The organism is Streptomyces sp. NPDC001514, from assembly GCF_053597075.1.
On record NZ_JBSFHO010000004.1, the window covers coordinates 292,037 to 309,365 of the forward strand.

15 protein-coding genes and 1 tRNA gene are annotated in these 17,329 nt (G+C 71.5%); 9 read left to right on the top strand and 7 right to left on the bottom strand.

Features of this window, described 5'->3' with window-relative positions:
* The first annotated feature begins 728 nt into the window (after positions 1-728).
* A complete protein-coding gene (locus ACWCXB_RS07375) occupies positions 729-2,405 on the top strand; it encodes a putative bifunctional diguanylate cyclase/phosphodiesterase (protein ID WP_450720102.1) in 1,677 nt (558 codons plus the stop codon).
* 202 nt (positions 2,406-2,607) lie between these two features.
* Here ACWCXB_RS07375 and ACWCXB_RS07380 read toward each other — a convergent pair whose 3' ends face one another.
* The 4 genes from ACWCXB_RS07380 to ACWCXB_RS07395 form a co-directional block, all read right to left on the bottom strand.
* On the bottom strand, positions 2,608-4,344 hold the full coding sequence (locus ACWCXB_RS07380) for a glycosyl hydrolase family 18 protein (protein WP_450719953.1): 1,737 nt from the start codon (positions 4,342-4,344) through the stop codon (positions 2,608-2,610).
* A 248-nt stretch (positions 4,345-4,592) separates the two neighbouring features.
* Positions 4,593-5,711, bottom strand: a complete 1,119-nt coding sequence (locus ACWCXB_RS07385; protein WP_450720104.1) for an LLM class flavin-dependent oxidoreductase — start codon at positions 5,709-5,711, stop codon at positions 4,593-4,595.
* Positions 5,712-5,861: 150 nt separating this feature from the next.
* A complete protein-coding gene (locus tag ACWCXB_RS07390) occupies positions 5,862-6,614 on the bottom strand; it encodes a maleate cis-trans isomerase family protein (protein WP_450719955.1) in 753 nt (250 codons plus the stop codon).
* Positions 6,611-7,471, bottom strand: a complete 861-nt coding sequence (locus ACWCXB_RS07395; protein ID WP_450720106.1) for a maleate cis-trans isomerase family protein — start codon at positions 7,469-7,471, stop codon at positions 6,611-6,613. Before ACWCXB_RS07395 ends, ACWCXB_RS07390 begins: the two co-directional genes overlap by 4 nt.
* A 100-nt stretch (positions 7,472-7,571) precedes the next feature.
* Here ACWCXB_RS07395 and ACWCXB_RS07400 point away from each other — a divergent pair, with 100 nt between their 5' ends.
* Positions 7,572-8,525 (top strand): D-2-hydroxyacid dehydrogenase, encoded by a 954-nt coding sequence (locus ACWCXB_RS07400; RefSeq protein WP_450719957.1) that lies wholly within the window; start codon positions 7,572-7,574, stop codon positions 8,523-8,525.
* Complete coding sequence (locus tag ACWCXB_RS07405) at positions 8,515-9,957, top strand: amidase (RefSeq protein WP_450719959.1); 1,443 nt, start codon at positions 8,515-8,517, stop codon at positions 9,955-9,957. The genes ACWCXB_RS07400 and ACWCXB_RS07405 overlap by 11 nt, the downstream gene beginning before the upstream one ends.
* A gap of 526 nt (positions 9,958-10,483) precedes the next feature.
* On the opposite strand, the gene ACWCXB_RS07410 is transcribed toward ACWCXB_RS07405, so the two are convergent.
* On the bottom strand, positions 10,484-10,975 hold the full coding sequence (locus ACWCXB_RS07410; protein WP_385414241.1) for a DUF3830 family protein: 492 nt from the start codon (positions 10,973-10,975) through the stop codon (positions 10,484-10,486).
* Positions 10,976-11,017: 42 nt separating this feature from the next.
* On the opposite strand from ACWCXB_RS07410, the gene ehuB reads away from it, so the two are divergent.
* The 6 genes from ehuB (at position 11,018) to ACWCXB_RS07440 (ending at position 15,067) form a co-directional block, all read left to right on the top strand.
* A complete protein-coding gene (gene ehuB / locus ACWCXB_RS07415; RefSeq protein ID WP_450719961.1) occupies positions 11,018-11,893 on the top strand; it encodes an ectoine/hydroxyectoine ABC transporter substrate-binding protein EhuB in 876 nt (291 codons plus the stop codon).
* Positions 11,890-12,549, top strand: a complete 660-nt coding sequence (gene ehuC / locus ACWCXB_RS07420; protein ID WP_450719963.1) for an ectoine/hydroxyectoine ABC transporter permease subunit EhuC — start codon at positions 11,890-11,892, stop codon at positions 12,547-12,549. The genes ehuB and ehuC overlap by 4 nt, the downstream gene beginning before the upstream one ends.
* Positions 12,546-13,196 carry an ectoine/hydroxyectoine ABC transporter permease subunit EhuD gene (gene ehuD / locus ACWCXB_RS07425; protein ID WP_450719965.1) on the top strand — a complete coding sequence of 217 codons (651 nt, stop codon included), beginning with the start codon at positions 12,546-12,548 and terminating at the stop codon, positions 13,194-13,196. The genes ehuC and ehuD overlap by 4 nt, the downstream gene beginning before the upstream one ends.
* The gene (gene ehuA / locus ACWCXB_RS07430; RefSeq protein WP_450719967.1) at positions 13,186-13,965 is read left to right on the top strand and encodes an ectoine/hydroxyectoine ABC transporter ATP-binding protein EhuA; all 780 of its coding nucleotides are present in this window, start codon (positions 13,186-13,188) and stop codon (positions 13,963-13,965) included. Before ehuD ends, ehuA begins: the two co-directional genes overlap by 11 nt.
* A gap of 167 nt (positions 13,966-14,132) precedes the next feature.
* Positions 14,133-14,891 (top strand): IclR family transcriptional regulator, encoded by a 759-nt coding sequence (locus tag ACWCXB_RS07435; protein WP_450719969.1) that lies wholly within the window; start codon positions 14,133-14,135, stop codon positions 14,889-14,891.
* Between the two features lie 102 nt (positions 14,892-14,993).
* Positions 14,994-15,067: transfer RNA gene (locus ACWCXB_RS07440), tRNA-Lys, on the top strand.
* Between the two features lie 350 nt (positions 15,068-15,417).
* Here ACWCXB_RS07440 and ACWCXB_RS07445 read toward each other — a convergent pair.
* Complete coding sequence (locus tag ACWCXB_RS07445; RefSeq protein WP_450719971.1) at positions 15,418-16,080, bottom strand: response regulator; 663 nt, start codon at positions 16,078-16,080, stop codon at positions 15,418-15,420.
* Positions 16,050-17,315 (bottom strand): sensor histidine kinase, encoded by a 1,266-nt coding sequence (locus ACWCXB_RS07450; protein WP_450719973.1) that lies wholly within the window; start codon positions 17,313-17,315, stop codon positions 16,050-16,052. The genes ACWCXB_RS07445 and ACWCXB_RS07450 overlap by 31 nt, the downstream gene beginning before the upstream one ends.
* Between the last annotated feature and the right edge of the window lie 14 nt (positions 17,316-17,329).

A 17,329-nucleotide genomic window follows, 5' to 3' on the forward strand; every position in this document is an offset into this window, starting at 1 on the left:
GCTCGTCTGCTGACCCTCCACGTGGACCTCCGGCTGCGGAATACGGGACGCCTCACCCACCTTGTGATGATTTTCTGTGATTCGCACCTTTCCGCTGACCTGGTTGGGTGAGGTGAGGCCGACACCCCGATGCCTCACGGAAAGTCACAACCGATCACGACGGCGTCGACCGAGGCCAGACCCGTGCAGAAACGATCGGTCTGGACCTTCGAGTGCGCTTGATCACGACGGAGAAGCTGGAACGGCCACCCGGCCAGCCTCTATGATCGGCACACTTTCCCGGCTTTCCGGCCTCGACCGGACCTGAACGACACGACGCACAGCGGGAGCGAGCGGTGAGCGGAAACACCGAAGGACCGAGTCCCGCGGCGGTCGCGGCGCCCGGGAGCGCCCTACCGCCGGTTACGGAGCGTCATGAGACCGCAGGTGACATGCGCACCGCGGGCCACTCGACGGCCACGGCGCCGGTCACCGCCCCGCCGGCCACCTCGGCCGCCCCCGCCGCGCCGGCGCCCACGAGCTCAGCCACCTCGGCCACCTCCGCCGCGCCCACCCCGCCGCCCGACGCGCCGAGCCTCGCGCCGCCGCCCGTCGCGCCCGCTCTCGACCCGCCCGTCGCATCCGGTCCCGCATCCGGTCCTGCGCCCGGTCCCTCTTCCCGCCCCGTGCTGCCGACCACCGCGGAGCTCAGCGACTACCGCGCCGCCTTCAACACCGCCCAGCTCGCCATGGCCGTCGTCGACCACGACGGCCTCGTCGTCACCGTGAACGACGCACTCGCGACGCTCCTCGGCACCGAACCCGCCGCGCTGTACGAGCAGTCCGCCGCAGACCTCGTCGACCTGGCGTCCGACGGCCGCACCTGGCACGCGTACCGCGAGGTGCTGCGCGGCCGCCGCTCCCGCTTCCGCTGTACGCGCCGGCTCAAACACCCGGACGGGCGCGCCCTCTGGGCGGAGGTCACCGTCGCGCCCGTGCCGGACAGCCGCCGCGTCCTCCTCTCCATCGCCGACATCAGCGACCGGCGCGAGCTGCAGGCGCGGCTGCGCCACCTCCAGATGCACGACCCGGTGACCCGGCTGCCCAACCGCACCCTGTTCTTCGAACGGCTCAGCGCCGCCCTGGAGGCGTCGTCGTACGAGCACGGCGGCACCGGCCGGATCGGGCTGTGCTACCTCGACCTCGACGGCTTCAAGGCCGTCAACGACACCCTCGGCCACCGCGTCGGCGACCGGCTCCTGACGGCCGTGGCGGGCCGGCTCACCGAGTGCGCGGACAGCGACGGTTACACGCGCAGCGGCGGACATCTGGTGGCGCGGCTCGGAGGCGACGAGTTCGCGATCCTGGTCGAGGACTCCACGGGCACGGAACAACTCGCCGATCTGGCACGGTCCGTGCTCGTGGCACTCCAGCAGCCGTTCGACCTGGCCGGGCAGCGGCTGTCGGTCTCGGCGTCGATCGGGGTCGTGGAGCGGAGGGCGAACGGAACGACGGCGACCGGTCTGATGCAGGACGCCGACACGACGCTGTACTGGGCGAAGGCGGACGGCAAGGCCCGCTGGACCCTCTTCGACCCCGAGCGCAACGCCCACCGGATGACCCGTCAGGCCCTGTCGTCGACGCTCCGGCCGGCAGTCGAGCGGGGGGAGTTCGCGCTCGAGTACCAGCCTCTGGTGGGCATGGCGGACGGGGCGGTGCGGGGGGTCGAGGCGCTCGTGCGGTGGAACCACCCGCAGTTCGGCACACTGGCGCCGAATCGGTTCATCGGAATTGCTGAAGAAGACGGCTCGATCGTCCAGCTCGGCCGCTGGGTGCTGCGGACGGCCTGCCGCCAGGCCCGCCAGTGGCAGACGGACCACCCCGGGGCGGCACCGATCTTCGTCAGCGTCAACGTCGCCGTACGCCAGGTCTGGGACTCCGACCTCGTCGCGGACGTCGCGGGCATCCTCGCCGAGACGGGCCTCGCCCCCCATCTCCTCCAGTTGGAGCTCACCGAATCGGCGGTGATGGGCTCGGCGGGCCGCCCGCTCCAGGCGCTCCAGGCGCTCAGCGACATGGGCGTGCGCATCGCGATCGACGACTTCGGTACGGGTTACTCCAACTTGGCGTATCTCAGCCGCCTTCCGGTATCCGTACTGAAACTCGACGGATCGTTTGTTCGCGGCTTCCGCTACGACGACGGCGCCCACCCGAATCCGGCCGACGAGACGATCGTCGAGGCGATGGTCCAGCTGGCCCACCGCCTGGGTCTCACGGTCACCGCGGAATGCGTCGAGACGGCTGGCCAGGCGGAGCGGCTGAGACGCATCGGCTGCGACACGGGCCAGGGCTGGCTGTACTCACGGGCGGTGGCGCCGGAACGTATCGACGGGATGATCGGCGGAATCAGCCCGCTGACGGTGTGACGTGAACCGGGGGCTCCGGCTGGGGGCTTGCCCCTCACGCGGCGGAGCCGCACAGCGCCACAGCCGGGAAGGGGCGGGGTGGGGTGGGGTGGGGAAAGGCCCCGCGCAGCGGCAGCCAAGCAGGCCAGGCATGGAACTGCCCCCGGCCGGGACGTGACGTCCCGGGCGGGGGCAGTGCTCATGGGGAGGGGTGGGCAGCCGGTCAGCAGACGCCGAGGTCCTGCCAGACACCCCATTCGCCCGTCGTGCCGGGCTCCTCGCCCTGCGTCCACCACTTGGCCTTCCACTTGTGGCCGTTGTGGGAGACCTGGTTGTCGGCCGTGTAGACGGCCGCCCGGTCCCACGCCGCGACGGAGCAACCCGACGGCGGGTTCGTCGGAGTCGGAGTCGGGGTCGGGGTCGGGGTCGGGGTCGGAGTGGGCGTCGGAGTCGGGGTCGGAGTGGGCGTCGGGGTCGGGGTCGGAGTGGGCGTCGGGGTCGGCGTCGGGTCCACCGGGGAGGCGCCGACCGCCGTGACGATCTCGTTGAGCAGGGTCGTGTTGGCGTCCAGGCCGAGCAGCGAGTACATCATCGCGCCCGCCAGGCCCCGGCTGTGCGCGTAGTCGGCACGGGCCTGGATCGCGCGCTTGTCGAGGCCGGTGAAGAACTCGCCGTCCTTGTAGAAGTACGCCGCCTTCGCCTCGTCGTCCCAGAAGGTAGTCGCCGCGTTGTCGACGATGCCGCCGAGCTCCTTGTAGTGGGCGATGCCCGCCTGCTGGCTGACCGGACGGGCCGTGGACGCGCCGGTCGCCGTCTGGGCGAGGCCGTTCTTCGTGCCTGCCGGTACGCCCTTCCAGCCACGGTAGTAGAACTCGTATCCGAGCGTCAGCTTGCCCGCGGGGAAGCCGCCCGCGATCCCGTAAGCCGGCTTGCCGTCGAGCCACGCGTCGATCGCGTTGTCGATCGAGTACTTCTCCGTGCCCGGCGCGATCGGGTCGGTCGGGTCGCCCGCGCCCGAGTACAGCGGCGACTGGTGGTACGTCGGCCCGTCGCCGTCCCAGGCGCCGTGCATGTCGTACGTCATGATGTTCGCGTAGTCGAGATACGCGCCGATCTTGTCCGTCTCGATGTTCTTGATCTTGTCCTGGCCGGCCGGGAGCGCCGCGGTCAGCAGGTACTTCTTTCCGCCGTGTGCCGCCCCGTACTCGTCGAGCTGCTTGCGGAACTCGGCCAGCAGAAGGGTGAAGTTGGCCTTGTCCTCGGGGCCGTAGTGGTTGCCGAGGTGACCGTCGGGCGAGCCCGGGTACTCCCAGTCGATGTCGATGCCGTCGAAGATCCCGGCCGCGGTGCCCGGGCCGCCGTATCCGCCCTCGACCGGCAGGTCACCGGCGATGTACTGCTTGATGCACGACGCCACGAGCTTCTTGCGGCTCGCGTCCGTCTTCGCCGCGTCGTGGAAGTACTTGGAGTACGTCCAGCCACCGATCGAGATATTGATCTTCAGCTTGGGGTACTTCGCCTTCAGCTCCTTGAACTGGTTGAAGACGCCCACGATCGGCTGGTTCCAGGTGTCCCCGACCCCGTCCACGCTGTCCGCCGCGGCGAAGGACCGCTGGTAGTCGGCGTACGAATCGCCCGCGCCGTCACCCGCGGCGGGGTTGCTGTCGTCGCCCGCCGCCTTGTTCGCCTCGAAGCAGGTCAGGTCGGTGGGGTGGATGTTGCCGAACGAGTAGTTGATGATGTCCAGCTTGCCCGCGATGCCCCGGGTGTCCAGGTGCTTCGGGTAGAAGGCGTTGCCGTACACGCTCCACTGGTCGTAGTACGCGATCTTCACGCCGCCGGTCGACGGCTCCGCGGCGTCGGCCGCCTGGGCGGAGCCGAGGCCGACGGAGGCGGACAGCGCGCCGACGGCGAGTGCCGCGGCGGTCAGCGCGGCGATCAAGGGTCTGCGGGGGTGCACGTGCGGCCTCCGGAGGGGGTACGTGGTACGGGAGTTGGAGAAGTGATAGCCGCCGCATGAACACCGCGTCAATGGTCTGAACCAGATTGAGGACTAGACCAATTTGAAGGAAAAAGCCCTCGTCGGAGCTGTTCCGCGCATACGCCGAGCCGCTCGCCACCATCGGTGACGAGCGGCTTAAGGCTGCCTTCAGGGAACTACCGGAGGGTGTTTCACGGGTGAACCACTCCGCCCACGAAACCCAGGATTTACCCGGCCCGCTCCGGCTCCCGCTCCGCCCGGTCCGGCAGTCCGTACGCGTCCGCGATCAGCTCGTACGACCGCAGACGCGCCTCGCTGCCGTGCGCGTTGGCCGTGAGCATCAGCTCGTCGGCGCCCGTGCGCTTCTGGAGGTCGTCGAGGCCCGTGCGGACCTCGTCCGGCGTGCCGTGGACGACGTTCCCGAGCCAGCTGTCCACGAACTCCCGTTCCATGGGACTGAATGCGTACGCCTCGGCCTCCTCGGGCGTCGGGATCAGACCCGGCCGGCCGGTGCGCAGCCGGACCATGGAGAGGGCGCCGGTCAGCACCTGACGGCGGGCCTCGCGGGGGTCGTCGGCGGCGAGGGCGGAGACGCCGATCAGGGCGTACGGGGCGTCCAGGACCTCGGACGGGCGGAAGGTTTCGCGGTAGAGGTCGAGCGCCGGGACCGTGTTCTGCGCCGAGAAGTGGTGGGCGAAGGCGAAGGGCAGACCGAGCATGCCGGCGAGGCGGGCGCTGAAGCCGGAGGAGCCGAGGAGCCAGATCGGGGGCCGGGCGGCGGACTGGACCCCGCCGGGCGCCGTGGCCTGCACCGGGCCGGGAACTGCGTGGATACGGGCGTACGGGTGGCCGTCCGGGAAGTCGTCGTCCAGGAAGCGGGTCAGCTCGGCGAGCTGCTGCGGGAAATCATCGGCACCGTCGTTCAGCCGGTCGGTGCGGCGCAGCGCGGCCGCGGTGGCGCCGTCCGTGCCGGGCGCGCGGCCGAGGCCCAGGTCGATACGGCCCGGGGCGAGGGCCTCCAGGGTGCCGAACTGCTCGGCGATCACCAGGGGGGCGTGGTTGGGCAGCATCACTCCGCCGGAGCCGAGCCGGATGCGCTCGGTGTGGGCGGCCAGATGGGCCAGGATCACGGCGGGGGACGACGAGGCGACACCGGGCATCGAGTGGTGCTCGGCGACCCAGTGGCGGTGGTAGCCGCGGCGCTCGGCGAGCCGGGCGATGTCCGCGCTGGTGCGCAGGGCCTGGGTGGCGGTGCGGCCGCTGCCGACCGTGACCAGGTCCAGTACCGACAGGGGTACGGGGGCGGTTCCGGTCGCCGTGCCTCGGATGTCGTCGCCTGCGTCCACTGCGTCCACTGGTGGGGCCCTCCTGCGTCGTCGTGCGTCAGCACAGCGCTAACAGGAGGCCCTCTCCGCTTTATTCCCGCCCCGGCCCGATTCCCGGCCCGACTCCCGGCCCGGCCGCCCGTCACGGCCGCCCGTGACGGCTCCACGTCATCACTCCGCGTCGGGTTTCCACTCGGACCGGTCCCAGTCGGGGCGCGCGAACAGCGCGCCCAGCTCGTCCGCCCACGCCCTGCGGTCGGCCAGCCGCAGTCCCTCCCACACCGTCACCTGGTTCGCCGTGAGCACCGGCTTGCCCAGCTCCGCCTCCAGCTCCTCCAGATACGCCACGGTGTGCAGGGCGGTGTCCGGCATGAGCACCGCCTCCGCCCGCGGGTCGTTCCCTGCGCGGGCCAGCCCCAGGACCTGCTCGCGCCCCCACGTGCCGACCTCGGCCGCGGTCACGACTCCGCTCGCCCGCGCCGCTGTCACCTCCAGCCCGGCCGCCCGGAGGAACTCCTCGAAGGAGGCGGTGACGTCCTCCGGGTACGTCGCCGCGACCGCGACCCGTCTGGCGCGCAGCGCCCGCGCCGCGTGGACGAAGGCGAACGACGTGCTCGACGCCGGCAGCCCTGCCGTCTGGGCCAGCTCCCGGATCTGCTTCTGGGCCCCCGCCCACCCGCGGATGAAACTGCCGCTCGTGCAGGCCCACACCAGCGCCTCCGCCCCGGCGAGCCGCAGCTCCTCGACCCCGGCCGCCAGCCGCTCCGGCGCTCCCATCTCGAGCAGCGCGTCCGCCCGGTGCGCGTCCTCGCCGATGTCGGTGTGGAAGAGCGGCAGCCGGATGTCGCTGTCGAGGAGCACCGCGATGCGGGGGTAGTCGTCCTCGGCGGAGTGCCCCGGGTAGAGGAGTCCGACGGTCGTCATGTCCATCCTTCCTGTTCCTCGGACAGTCCCTGGGGCTCGGACAGGCCCTGTGGCTCGGGCAGCCCCTGTGGCTGGGGCAGCCCCTGGGGCCGGTCGCTCCCGCCGGGCGACTGCCCCGCCGCGTCCATCAGCAGTGCCTGGTACGGGCCGACCGCGTACACCCCGATCCGGCGCAGCGCGGCCCACATCGTGACCTGGTTCGCGGAGATCACCGGCATGCGCAGCTCCGCCTCCAGCTGGGGTATCGCGTCGTACGTCGGCAGATTGGTGCAGCTGATGAAGAGCGCGTCCGCCGCGCCCACCACGGCCTGGCGCGCCATGTCCACCAGGGACCGGTAGGGCACCTTCCAGATGTGCCGCGTGAGCCCCAGGAAGGCGCGCCCCGTGACCGCTACCCCAGCTTCGCCCAGGTACTCCTCCAGCGCCCGGGTCACCGACTCCGTGTAGGGGGTGACCAGGGCGATACGGCAGGCGCCCAGCTCGTCGAGGGCTTCGAGCAGGGCGCCGGACGTGGTGAGCGAGGCGACCTCCCCCGCCTGGGTCATCGCCTCGCACATGGCGCGCTCGCCGGCCAGTCCGCCGACGAAGCTGCCGCTGGTGCAGGCGTACGCCACGACCTCCGGCTCGGACGCGGACAGGGCGCGTACCGCCTCACCGAGCGTCTCGTGCTCGCTGACCAGCCGGGCCAGATCGAGGGAGACCTCGACGGGCACGTACGGGGTACGCGTCAGCCGCAGCGAGACGTCGTCGGGCACCCAGCGCCACAGCTCACGGTCGAGCGCGAAGTCGAAGGGGGCGACCACGCCGATCCCCCGCTGCGGCGCGGGTCCGCCCAGCCAGGAAACATCGAGGGACACATTCACCACAGGCCCCCTTACGTCTTGTTGACGACGGTAGGTTCGGGTGCGAGCGTGGTCAATCCGTACATGTCAGACGTTCAGAAACGGTTTCTCCGCGATGTCGGTCCCGATTCTTCTCGTACTGGAGGCGGACCCTCCGCCGCACCTCGGAGCGCTCGCCGGCCGGGCCGAGGTCCGGTACGCCGACGACCGCCGCCTCGCCGCAGAGCTGCCGCACGCCGACGCGCTGCTGGTGTGGGACTTCACCTCGGACGCGGTACGCCGGGCGTGGCCGGGCCCGGGCCCGCGGCCCCGCTGGGTGCACACCCCCAGCGCGGGCGTCGACCGGCTGCTCTGCCCCGAGTTCGCCGCGTCGGACACCGTGCTGACCAATGCCCGCGGGATCTTCGAGGAGCCCATCGCCGAGTACGTGGCCGGTCTGGTGCTCGCCATGGCGAAGGACATCCCCGGCACGCTGGAGCTTCAGCGGCAGCGGCGCTGGCGGCACCGCGAGGGCCTGCCGGTCGCGGGGAGTCGGGCGGTCGTCGTCGGCGCGGGCCCCATCGGCCTGGCCGTCGCACGCACCCTGCGCGCGCTCGGGGTGACCGTCGCCGTCACCGGGCGCACGGCCCGGCCCGGTGTGCACGGGGCCGAGAACCTCGACCGGCTGCTGGCCCGCGCCGACTGGGTCGTCTGCGCGGCGCCGCTGACCGGTGCGACGCGCGGCATGTTCGACGCACGGCGCTTCGCGCTCATGCAGCCGTCGGCCCGGTTCATCAATGTGGGGCGGGGCGCGCTGGTGGTGGAGGACGAGCTGGTCGCGGCGCTGACCGGGCGGCGCATCGCGGGCGCGGCCCTCGATGTGTTCGAGCACGAGCCGCTGGGTCCCGACAGCCGGCTCTGGGACGTTCCGGGCCTGATCGTCTCGCCGCACATGAGCGGCGACACGGTCGGCTGGCGGGACCGGCTCGGCGCGCAGTTCGTCGAGCTGTTCGCCCTGTGGGCGGCCGGAAAGCCGCTCCCGAACGTGGTCGACAAGAAACGTGGGTACGTCCCCACCCATGACTCCTGAGCCGATCGACACGAGCACGGGCGACCTGACCGCCCTGACCGCACGTCAACTCATCGCCGGCTACGAGCGGGGCGACTTCTCCCCCGTGGACGCGACCCGCGCCGTCCTGGAGCGGATCGAGGCGGTGGAGCCCGCGGTGAACGCGTTCGTCCGGGTCGATGCCGAGCAGGCCCTGGCCCAGGCCGGGGCCGCCACCGAGCGCCGCCGCCGCGCGGAGCCGCTCGGCCCGCTCGACGGCGTACCCGTGACGGTCAAGGACCTTCTGCTGCAGGCGGGCGCCCCGACTCTGCGCGGATCGCGGACCGTGCGTCCCGCCACGGCCGTCCGGGACGAGGACGCCCCGGCCGTGGCCCGGCTGCGGGAGCAGGGAGCGGTGCTCGTCGGCAAGACCACGACGCCGGAGTTCGGCTGGAAGGGCGTCACGGACTCCCCGCTCACGGGGATCACCCGCAACCCGTACGACGTGACGCGGACGTCGGGCGGGTCCAGCGGCGGCAGTGCCGTGGCGGTCGCGGTCGGTGCGGCCCCGCTGTCCATCGGGACGGACGGCGGCGGCTCGGTCCGCATCCCGGCGTCCTTCTGCGGAATCTTCGGGCTGAAGCCGACGTACGGCCGGATCCCGCTCTATCCGGCGAGCCCTTTCGGCACGCTGTCCCACGCCGGGCCGATGGCCCGGGACGCGGCCGACGCGGCGCTGCTGCTCGATGTGCTCAGCGGGCGGCCCGACTGGCGCGACTGGTCGCAGCTGCCGCCCGCGGCTGCCACGGGTCCCGGGCTCACCGAGGGCACCGAAGGGGTGAAGGGGCTGCGGATCGCGTACTCGCCGTCCTTCGGCGGGCAGGTCGCGGTGCGGCCCGCCGTCGCCGCGGCCGTCCGCGGGGCCGTGGGGCGGCTCGCCGAACTGGGCGCGTACGTCGAGGAGACGGACCCTGACATCACGGACCCGGTGGAGGCCTTCCACACGCTGTGGTTCAGCGGGGCGGCGCGGCTGGTGCAGCACCTCGGCAAGGAGCAGCGGGAGTTGCTCGACCCGGGGCTGCGGGAGATCTGCGCGGCGGGGGCGCGGGCGTCCGCGCTGGACTATCTCGCGGCCGTGGACGTACGGATGGAACTGGGGCGGCGGATGGGGCGCTTCCACACCTCGTACGACCTGCTCGTCACTCCGACGCTGCCGATCACGGCCTTCGAGGCGGGCGCCGAGGTCCCGCACGGCTCGGGGCACCGGCGATGGACGGGGTGGACCCCGTTCACGTACCCCTTCAACCTCACGCAGCAGCCGGCGGCGACGGTGCCGTGCGGGGTCGACGGGGACGGCCTCCCGGTCGGCGTCCAGCTGATCGCGGCACGCCACGCGGACGCGCTGGTCCTGCGTGCGGCGCACGCCCTGTACGAGTCGGGCGCGACGACGATCCCGGCGCCGCGGGTCGTGTAGGCCGCGCCCGGCGGGGGCGGACGTGCCCGGCACCGCCGGGCGGGCCCCCGTGTCCGTCCTCAAACGCCGGACGGGCTCAATGTGAGCCGGTACCGCCGGAGGTCCCCACGTAGGGGAGCGCCCGGGGCGGCCCCGACGGGGCCTGGGCCACAGCCCCCAGCAAGGCCCCGGGCAGAGCCCCAACAGGGATTCGGGCACAGAGCCCCCCACAAACGGCGTCGGGGCGAAGCCTCCGACGAAGCCCGAGGCGCAGCCCCGACAGGGATTCGGGGACGAAGCCCCCGCAAACGAGGTCGGGGCGAAGCCTCCGACGAGGCCCGAGGCGCAGCCCCAACAGGGCCTGGGCCACAGCCCCCAGCAAGGCCCCAGGCGCAGCCCCAACAGGGCTTCGGGCACGGAGCCCCCCGCAAACGGCGTCGGGGCGAAGCCTCCGATGAGGCCCGTGGCGCAGCCCCGACGGGGGCTGGGGGCGAAGCCACCGGTTCGGGAAGGGGCGGGGTGGGGAGGGGCTCCGCGCAGCGGCCCGTCATGCCCGGCGGAACGTGAGCGTCTCCCCCAGCGCCCCGGCCCGCCACAAGTCCTGGCAGGCGTCCGCCATGCGGTCCAGGCCGTCGACGACCTGGCCCCACACGATCCCGGGCACCCATCCCGTATCACCGTTCAGCAGGAGGTTGTTGCGCTCGTAGAAGAGCGCGAGGTCGACGGTGACCGGGCGTGCGACGTCGCGGTCGTAGCCGTACGCCGCCGTCCCCAGCTCAGTCCCGCTGAAGGTGAAGTAGCAGAGGTCGCCCGGAATCGGAGTCACCGTCGGGTTCTCCAGCGGCGGCTCCCGGTCGGCGAAGGCGGCGAACAAGGCGTAGATCTCGTTGCGCGCGTACTTCGCGTGGTACACGTCACCGCCCAGCGGCAGCGCGTCCCACACCGTCCGGCAGGTCACGGGCGCCCGGTCGTCGAGGAGGCGCGCGGTGCAGTGCACACCGCGCTTTGCGAGCGAAACGTCGATGAAGCGATCGGCCATTGACTACGCATACCCCGCCTCGGGCCGGGTAGCCGCGCGCCCATGGCTCCACACACGGCTGAACACACCAGACATGCGATACGGCGGCGCACGCTGCTGCTCGGCACGGGAGGCGCCCTCGCCGCCGCGGGCTGCGCCCGGGTGCCCTCCGGGGACTCGCTCGCCCGGCTGAGATCGCAGGGCACGGTGCGTCTCGGGATCGCGGGCGAGGTGCCGTACGGCTACATCGACGACCAGGGCGCGTTCACGGGCGAGGCCCCCGAGCTGGCCAGGACGGTCTTCAGGCGGCTCGGCGTCACCGACGTCCAGCCCGTCGCCACGGACTTCGCGTCCCTCATACCGGGCCTCAATTCGCAGCAGTTCGACGTCGTTTCCGCCGGGATGTACATCAACAAGGAACGCTGCGCGCAGGTCATTTTCTCGGACCCGGAATACCAGATGTTGGACTCCTTCATCGTGCGCAAAGGCAATCCGAAGAATCTGCGCAGTTACGAGGACGTGGTGCGGAGCGGGGCGAAATTCGCGACCGGTACCGGCTACGCGGAAATCGGGTACGCGGTCGCGGCCGGCTATCCGGAGAAGGACATCGTCATCCTGCAGGACCAGGTGGCCGGGCTGAACGCCGTCGAGTCCGGCCGCGTCGACGTCTTCGCGGGCACCGCCCTCACGACCCGCGAGGTGGTGCGCAAGAGCAGCAAGGCGGAGGCGACCGAGCCGTTCGCCGCGGTCGTCGACGGCAAGAGGAAGATCGACGGTGGCGGCTTCGCCTTCCGCCCGACCGACACCGAGCTGCGGGACGCCTTCAACGCCGAGATCCACCGGATGAAGAAGAGCGGTGAACTCTTCCGCATCCTGCGCCGGTTCGGCTTCACCGAGAGCGAGATGACGGAGCTCACGGCGAAGGAGCTGTGCCGATGACCGCCGGACTGTGGCAGAACTGGGTGCTCCCGGGGATCTGGATCACGATCCAGCTCACGCTCTGCAGCGCGGCGCTGGCCGCGGTCGTCGCGTTCGGTGTGGGCATGGCCAGAATTCATCGCTCGCGCTTCGTCCGCTTCCTGGCGGGCTTCTACACCGAGGTGTTCCGCGGAACGTCGGCGCTGATCCTGATGTTCTGGCTGTTCTTCGTGTTGCCGCTGCTTCTGGGCTGGCAACTGGTGCCGATATGGGCGGCGGTGCTCGCGCTCGGGCTCTCGTACGGGGCGTACGGCGCCGAGATCGTGCGCGGCGCGCTGAACGCGGTGGCGCCGGCGCAGCGCGAGGCAGGTGTCGCGCTCAGCTTCACGCCCTGGCAGCGGATGCGGCTGATCCTGCTGCCCCAGGCCGTGCCCGAGATGATCCCGTCCTTCTGCAATCTGCTCGTCGAGCTGCTGAAGGGCACCGCGCTGGTGTCGCTGCTCGGCGTCGGCGATGTGTCGTTCGCGGCGTATCTGGTGCGGCTGGCGACCCAGGAGAGCGCGCAGATCTACACGATCACGCTGGTGATCTACTTCGTGCTCGCGTTCCTGATCACCCGCTCCATGAAGGCCCTGGAACGGACGACCAAGGCGAATCTGGGGGTGGTGGTCAAGTGACCTGGGACTGGTCCGCCGTCGCGGACTTCATGCCGCGCTTCTGGGAAGGCGTGCTGGTCACGCTGCAGATCCTGGTGCTGGGCTCGCTGCTGTCCTTCACGCTCGGCCTGGTCTGGGCGTTCGGGCTGCGCACCGGTCCGCGCTTCGTGCGCTGGCCGGTCGGGCTCGTCACCGAATTCATCCGGAACACCCCGCTGCTGGTGCAGCTGTTCTTCCTGTTCTTCGTGCTGCCGGAGTGGGGTGTGCAGTTCTCCGCGCTCACCACCGGCACGCTCGCGATCGGGCTGCACTACTCGACGTACACCGCGCAGGTCTACCGGGCCGGCATCGACGCCGTACCGGCCGGGCAGTGGGAGGCCGCGACGGCGCTGAGCCTGCCGGCCCACCGGACCTGGTTCGCGGTGATCCTTCCGCAGGCGGTCCGCCGGATCGCGCCCGCGCTGGGCAACTACGTCGTCGCGATGCTCAAGGACACCCCGTTGCTCGCCGGGATCGGCGTGCTGGAGATGCTCCAGCAGTCGCGGCTGGAGAGCGCGGCGACCTTCCAGTACACGGAGCCGCTGACGGTCGTCGGCATCGCCTTCATCCTCATCGCCTACCCGGCTTCTCTGCTCGTACGAACCCTGGAGCGCCGCCTTGCCCGCTGACACGCACACCGATGCGAAGAACGACACGAAGAACGAAGAGCTCATCCGCTTCACGAACGTCACCAAGCGCTTCGGGGAGAACACCGTCCTGGACAATTTGTGCTTCTCGGTGCGCCCGGGCAGGCACGTCACGCTGATCGGGCCCTCCGGCTCCGGCAAGACGACGATCCTGCGGCTGCTGATGACACTGGAGCGCCCCGACGAGGGCACGATCGACGTCAACGGCGGCCGGCTGTACCCCGCCGACGAGAAGCACCGGCGCGAGGTGCGCAAGAAGATCGGCATGGTCTTCCAGCAGTTCAACCTCTTCCCCAACATGAGCGTGCTGAGGAACATCACCGAGGCGCCGGTACGGGTGCTCGGCCTGTCCAAGGACGAGGCCGAGGAGCGCGCCCGCGGGCTGCTGGACCTCGTCGGGCTCGCCGACCGCTGCGACGCCCGGCCGGCCCAGCTGTCCGGCGGTCAGCAGCAGCGGGTGGCGATCGCGCGGGCGCTGGCGATGCGACCCCAGGTGCTGCTGTTGGACGAGGTGACGTCGGCGCTCGACCCGGAGCTGGTGGCCGGGGTGCTGGATCTGCTCAGGGACATCGCCCGCACCACCGACATCACGATGCTCTGTGTGACCCACGAGATGAACTTCGCCCGGGACATCTCGGATGAGGTGCTGATGTTCGACTCGGGAAGGGTCATCGAGTCCGGCTCGCCGGAGAAAATCTTCTCCCGGCCGGAGCATGAACGTACCCGTGAGTTTCTCGGCGCGGTGCTCTGACCTTTCATTCCTCCGACCTACTTTGACGCTGGCATATGCCATTGTCGCGCGCCCCAGCATATGGCGCTGGGGCGCGGCACAATTCTCGCCAACAGCCGCCCCGAGAACGGCCCTTGGCGGCTATCGTGGTACGGAAGCTTGCGGTCACAACCTGGTAGGGGGAAACCGTGGCGCTGAAGCCGGAGCCGACCGCGCCGTTCCACTCGGTGCAATACGCCCTGCGCGTTCTGGAGACGATCTCCAGGCACGGCGGCGGAGTCACCGACGTCCAGATCGCGCGCGAGACCGGCCTGCCCACCGGGCATCTGGCCTCTTTGCTGCTGATGCTGCGGCGCGAAGGCTATGTGGAGCAGGTCGGGGACGGCGCGTATGTGATCGGTGACTCCCTCGTCCTGCTGGGCTCCGGCACCACGCGGCGGGAGGCCCTGGAGCGCAAGCTGCAGGACACCCTCACCGAGCTGCGCGACTCCGTCGGTGCCGCGGTCTACATCAGCCGGTACATCGACGGCGAGGTGAAGATCACCCAGTTCGCCGACGGCCCGCGCACCCCGAAGGTCAACGAGTGGGTCGACTTCCGCTCGGCGGCGCACGCGAGCGCGGTCGGCAAGTGCCTGCTCACGCAGCTCGACCAGAACGGCCGGCGGGATCATCTCTCACGCCACAAGATCGCCCGGCTGACCTCGCGGACGATCACCAACGAGCGGATCCTCTTCTCGAAGCTGGACGCCCAGCCGCCCACGGTCCCGGTGCTGGATCTCCAGGAGTACGCGGTGGGCACGGTCTGCGCGGCGGTGCCGCTGACGGCCGGATCCGCGGTGGGCTGCCTGGCGCTCTCGCTCCCGATCGAGCATGCGCACCGGCTCCGCGCGGCGGCGGACACGCTGAACCGGAGGGCGGCACCGGTCGTGCTGTCGCTGGCGCTGTAGCCCCTGGGGACGGCCCGCGGGCGCGGGTGGTCAGGAGCACGCCTCCGGACCAGGTAGTATTACTTCTGTCGTCAGCCGCGAGAGCGGCGAGAACGGCAGCCCGCGCCGCTAGCTCAGTTGGTTAGAGCAGCTGACTCTTAATCAGCGGGTCCGGGGTTCGAGTCCCTGGCGGCGCACAACCTCACTGAGGCCCCTCGCAGTTGCGAGGGGCTTCAGTGTTTTCCGTCCCTCAGCCGCAGCAGCCGTCGCGGCGCACCTGCTCCGCGACCGCCCGCGAGTGGAGGCCGGCCGCAGAGGCAGCGTCTGCGCGGACCGCTGCGCGGTTCGCGTGCGGCCTCTCCGGCTCCTTACGGTCGTGAATCCGGCCACCGACCGTGACCTGCGTCACTTTTTGCCAGATCATCGATGGTGTGTGCGGGTCGCGGCGACGATCGGCAGGTCCGCGGGCTTGCCCGGCTCGGCCGTACCCACGTCCCGGTCGGTGCCGAAAACCGTGCCGGGTTCGCCGTGGCCTCGGCCGTGGCCGTCAGGAGCGCAAATAGGCGAGGACGGCCAGGACCCGGCGGTGGGTCTCCTCGGCCGGGGGCAGGTCGAGCTTGGCCAGGATGTTCCCGATGTGCTTGCCCACGGCTGCCTCGGTGACGACCAGTTCGCGGGCGATCGCGGCATTAGACCTTCCCTCGGCGACCAGGCCGAGGACCTCCCGCTCGCGCGGGGTGAGCTGCTCCAGCGGGTCGCGGCGACGGCGCAGCAGCTGCCGTACGACCTCGGGGTCGACGACCGTGGCGCCCTCCGCGACGCGGACCAGCGCGTCCATGAACTCCTCGACCTGGCCGACCCGGTCCTTGAGGAGATAGCCCACGCCCATGCCGTCGCCGGAGTCGAGCAGCTCGGTGGCGTAGCTTCGCTGGACGTACTGGCTGAGGACGAGGACGGGCAGCCGCGGACGCTCGGCGCGCAGGGCGACCGCGGCCCGCAGCCCCTCGTCCTTGAGACCGGGCGGCATGCGTACGTCGGTGACGACGATGTCCGGCTCGTGGGCGGGAACGGCCGCGCGGAGGCCGTCCGCGTCGCCGACGGCGGCGACGACGTGGTGGCCGAAGCGCTCGACGATTCCGGTGAGACCCTCGCGAAGCAGCACGCTGTCCTCGGCGAGAACTACACGGAGCGGTTCGCGTCGGTCCGGCACGGTATCTCCAGTCGCAGGACGGTGGGCCCGCCCGGCGGGCTGGTGATCGACAGTGTGCCATCCAGGACGGCCAGCCGGTCGGCGAGTCCGGTGAGTCCGGTGCCCTGGTCCGGGGACGCGCCGCCCGTGCCGTCGTCCTGGACCTCGACGGTCAGGCGGTCCCCGGTGTGGCGGGCGGTCAGGGTCGCCCGCCCGGCGCCGCTGTGCTTGTCCACATTGGTGAGGGCCTCGCAGACCGCGAAGTACGCGGCGGTCTCCACGGAGCGGTCCAGGCGGGGCAGTTCGACGTCCGCATCCACGGGCACGGAGGCGCGGTCGGCGGCGTCGGCGAGGGCCGCGCCGAGGCCGTAGTCCTCCAGGACCTGCGGGTGGATGCCGTGGATGAGCTCGCGCAGCTCCGTCAGCACGCGGCCCGCCTGCTCGTGGGCGGTGGCGAGCCGCTCGGCGAGGGGGCCGCCCGGCGGGGCGTCGAGCCTGGCCAGGCCCAGCGTCATGGTCAGCGCGACGAGCCGCTGCTGCGCGCCGTCGTGCAGATCGCGCTCGATGCGGCGGCGCTCGGCCTCGAAGGCGTCGACGAGGCGGGCGCGGGAGCGGGTCACCTCACTGATCCTGGTACGGAGTTCGGCCTCGCGGGGGGCGAGGAGCGCACGGGTGAGGGCGGCGCGGGCGCCGGCGAGCGCGCCGAGCGGATAGAGCAGCGCGGCGAGGAGTACGAGGCCGGCGGCGGCCGTGGCGAACGCCGCGGGATAGTCGGTGACGAGCCACAGCTTGGCCACGCGGGCCTCGTGCCCGTCGACGGCGAGCTGGACCGGCGCCGCCGTCATGGCGAGGGGCACGCCCACGGCACAGGCGACGGCCAGCAGGTCGAGCGGCCACAGCACGGTGGCATGCAGCACCGCGTACGCCAGCTCGCGCCAGGTGGCCTGCTCGGTGAACCGGGTCCGGGCCCAGGCGGCTATACCCGGCTCCGGGGGTGTGCGGTGGGGGCTGTGGGTGGGCTCCAGGTCCGCGATCCGCAGGCGGCGGCGCTCGACGACGGCGAGCGCCACTCCGCTGAACACCAGCAGGGGCAGGCCCACGGCCAGGGCCGAGAACGCGCCGAGCACCACCAGTCCGACGAGCGCCGGCACTCCGGTGAGCGTGCTGCTGAGGAGGTACCCGACGCCCCGCCAGGGCCAGTCGCCCCGCAGATAGTCACGCCTTGTGAGCGCCTGCCAGAGGGTGCGTGCTGTCATGCGGCTTACGCTAT

Coding starts and splice junctions, on each gene's coding strand:
- ACWCXB_RS07375 (WP_450720102.1), top strand. CDS start 729: ATGGCCGTCGTCGACCACGACGGCCTCGTCGTCACCGTGAACGACGCA.
- ACWCXB_RS07390 (WP_450719955.1), bottom strand. CDS start 6,614: ATGACGACCGTCGGACTCCTCTACCCGGGGCACTCCGCCGAGGACGAC.
- ACWCXB_RS07400 (WP_450719957.1), top strand. CDS start 7,572: ATGTCGGTCCCGATTCTTCTCGTACTGGAGGCGGACCCTCCGCCGCAC.
- ACWCXB_RS07405 (WP_450719959.1), top strand. CDS start 8,515: ATGACTCCTGAGCCGATCGACACGAGCACGGGCGACCTGACCGCCCTG.
- ACWCXB_RS07410 (WP_385414241.1), bottom strand. CDS start 10,975: ATGGCCGATCGCTTCATCGACGTTTCGCTCGCAAAGCGCGGTGTGCAC.
- ehuB (WP_450719961.1), top strand. CDS start 11,018: ATGGCTCCACACACGGCTGAACACACCAGACATGCGATACGGCGGCGC.
- ehuC (WP_450719963.1), top strand. CDS start 11,890: ATGACCGCCGGACTGTGGCAGAACTGGGTGCTCCCGGGGATCTGGATC.
- ACWCXB_RS07450 (WP_450719973.1), bottom strand. CDS start 17,315: ATGACAGCACGCACCCTCTGGCAGGCGCTCACAAGGCGTGACTATCTG.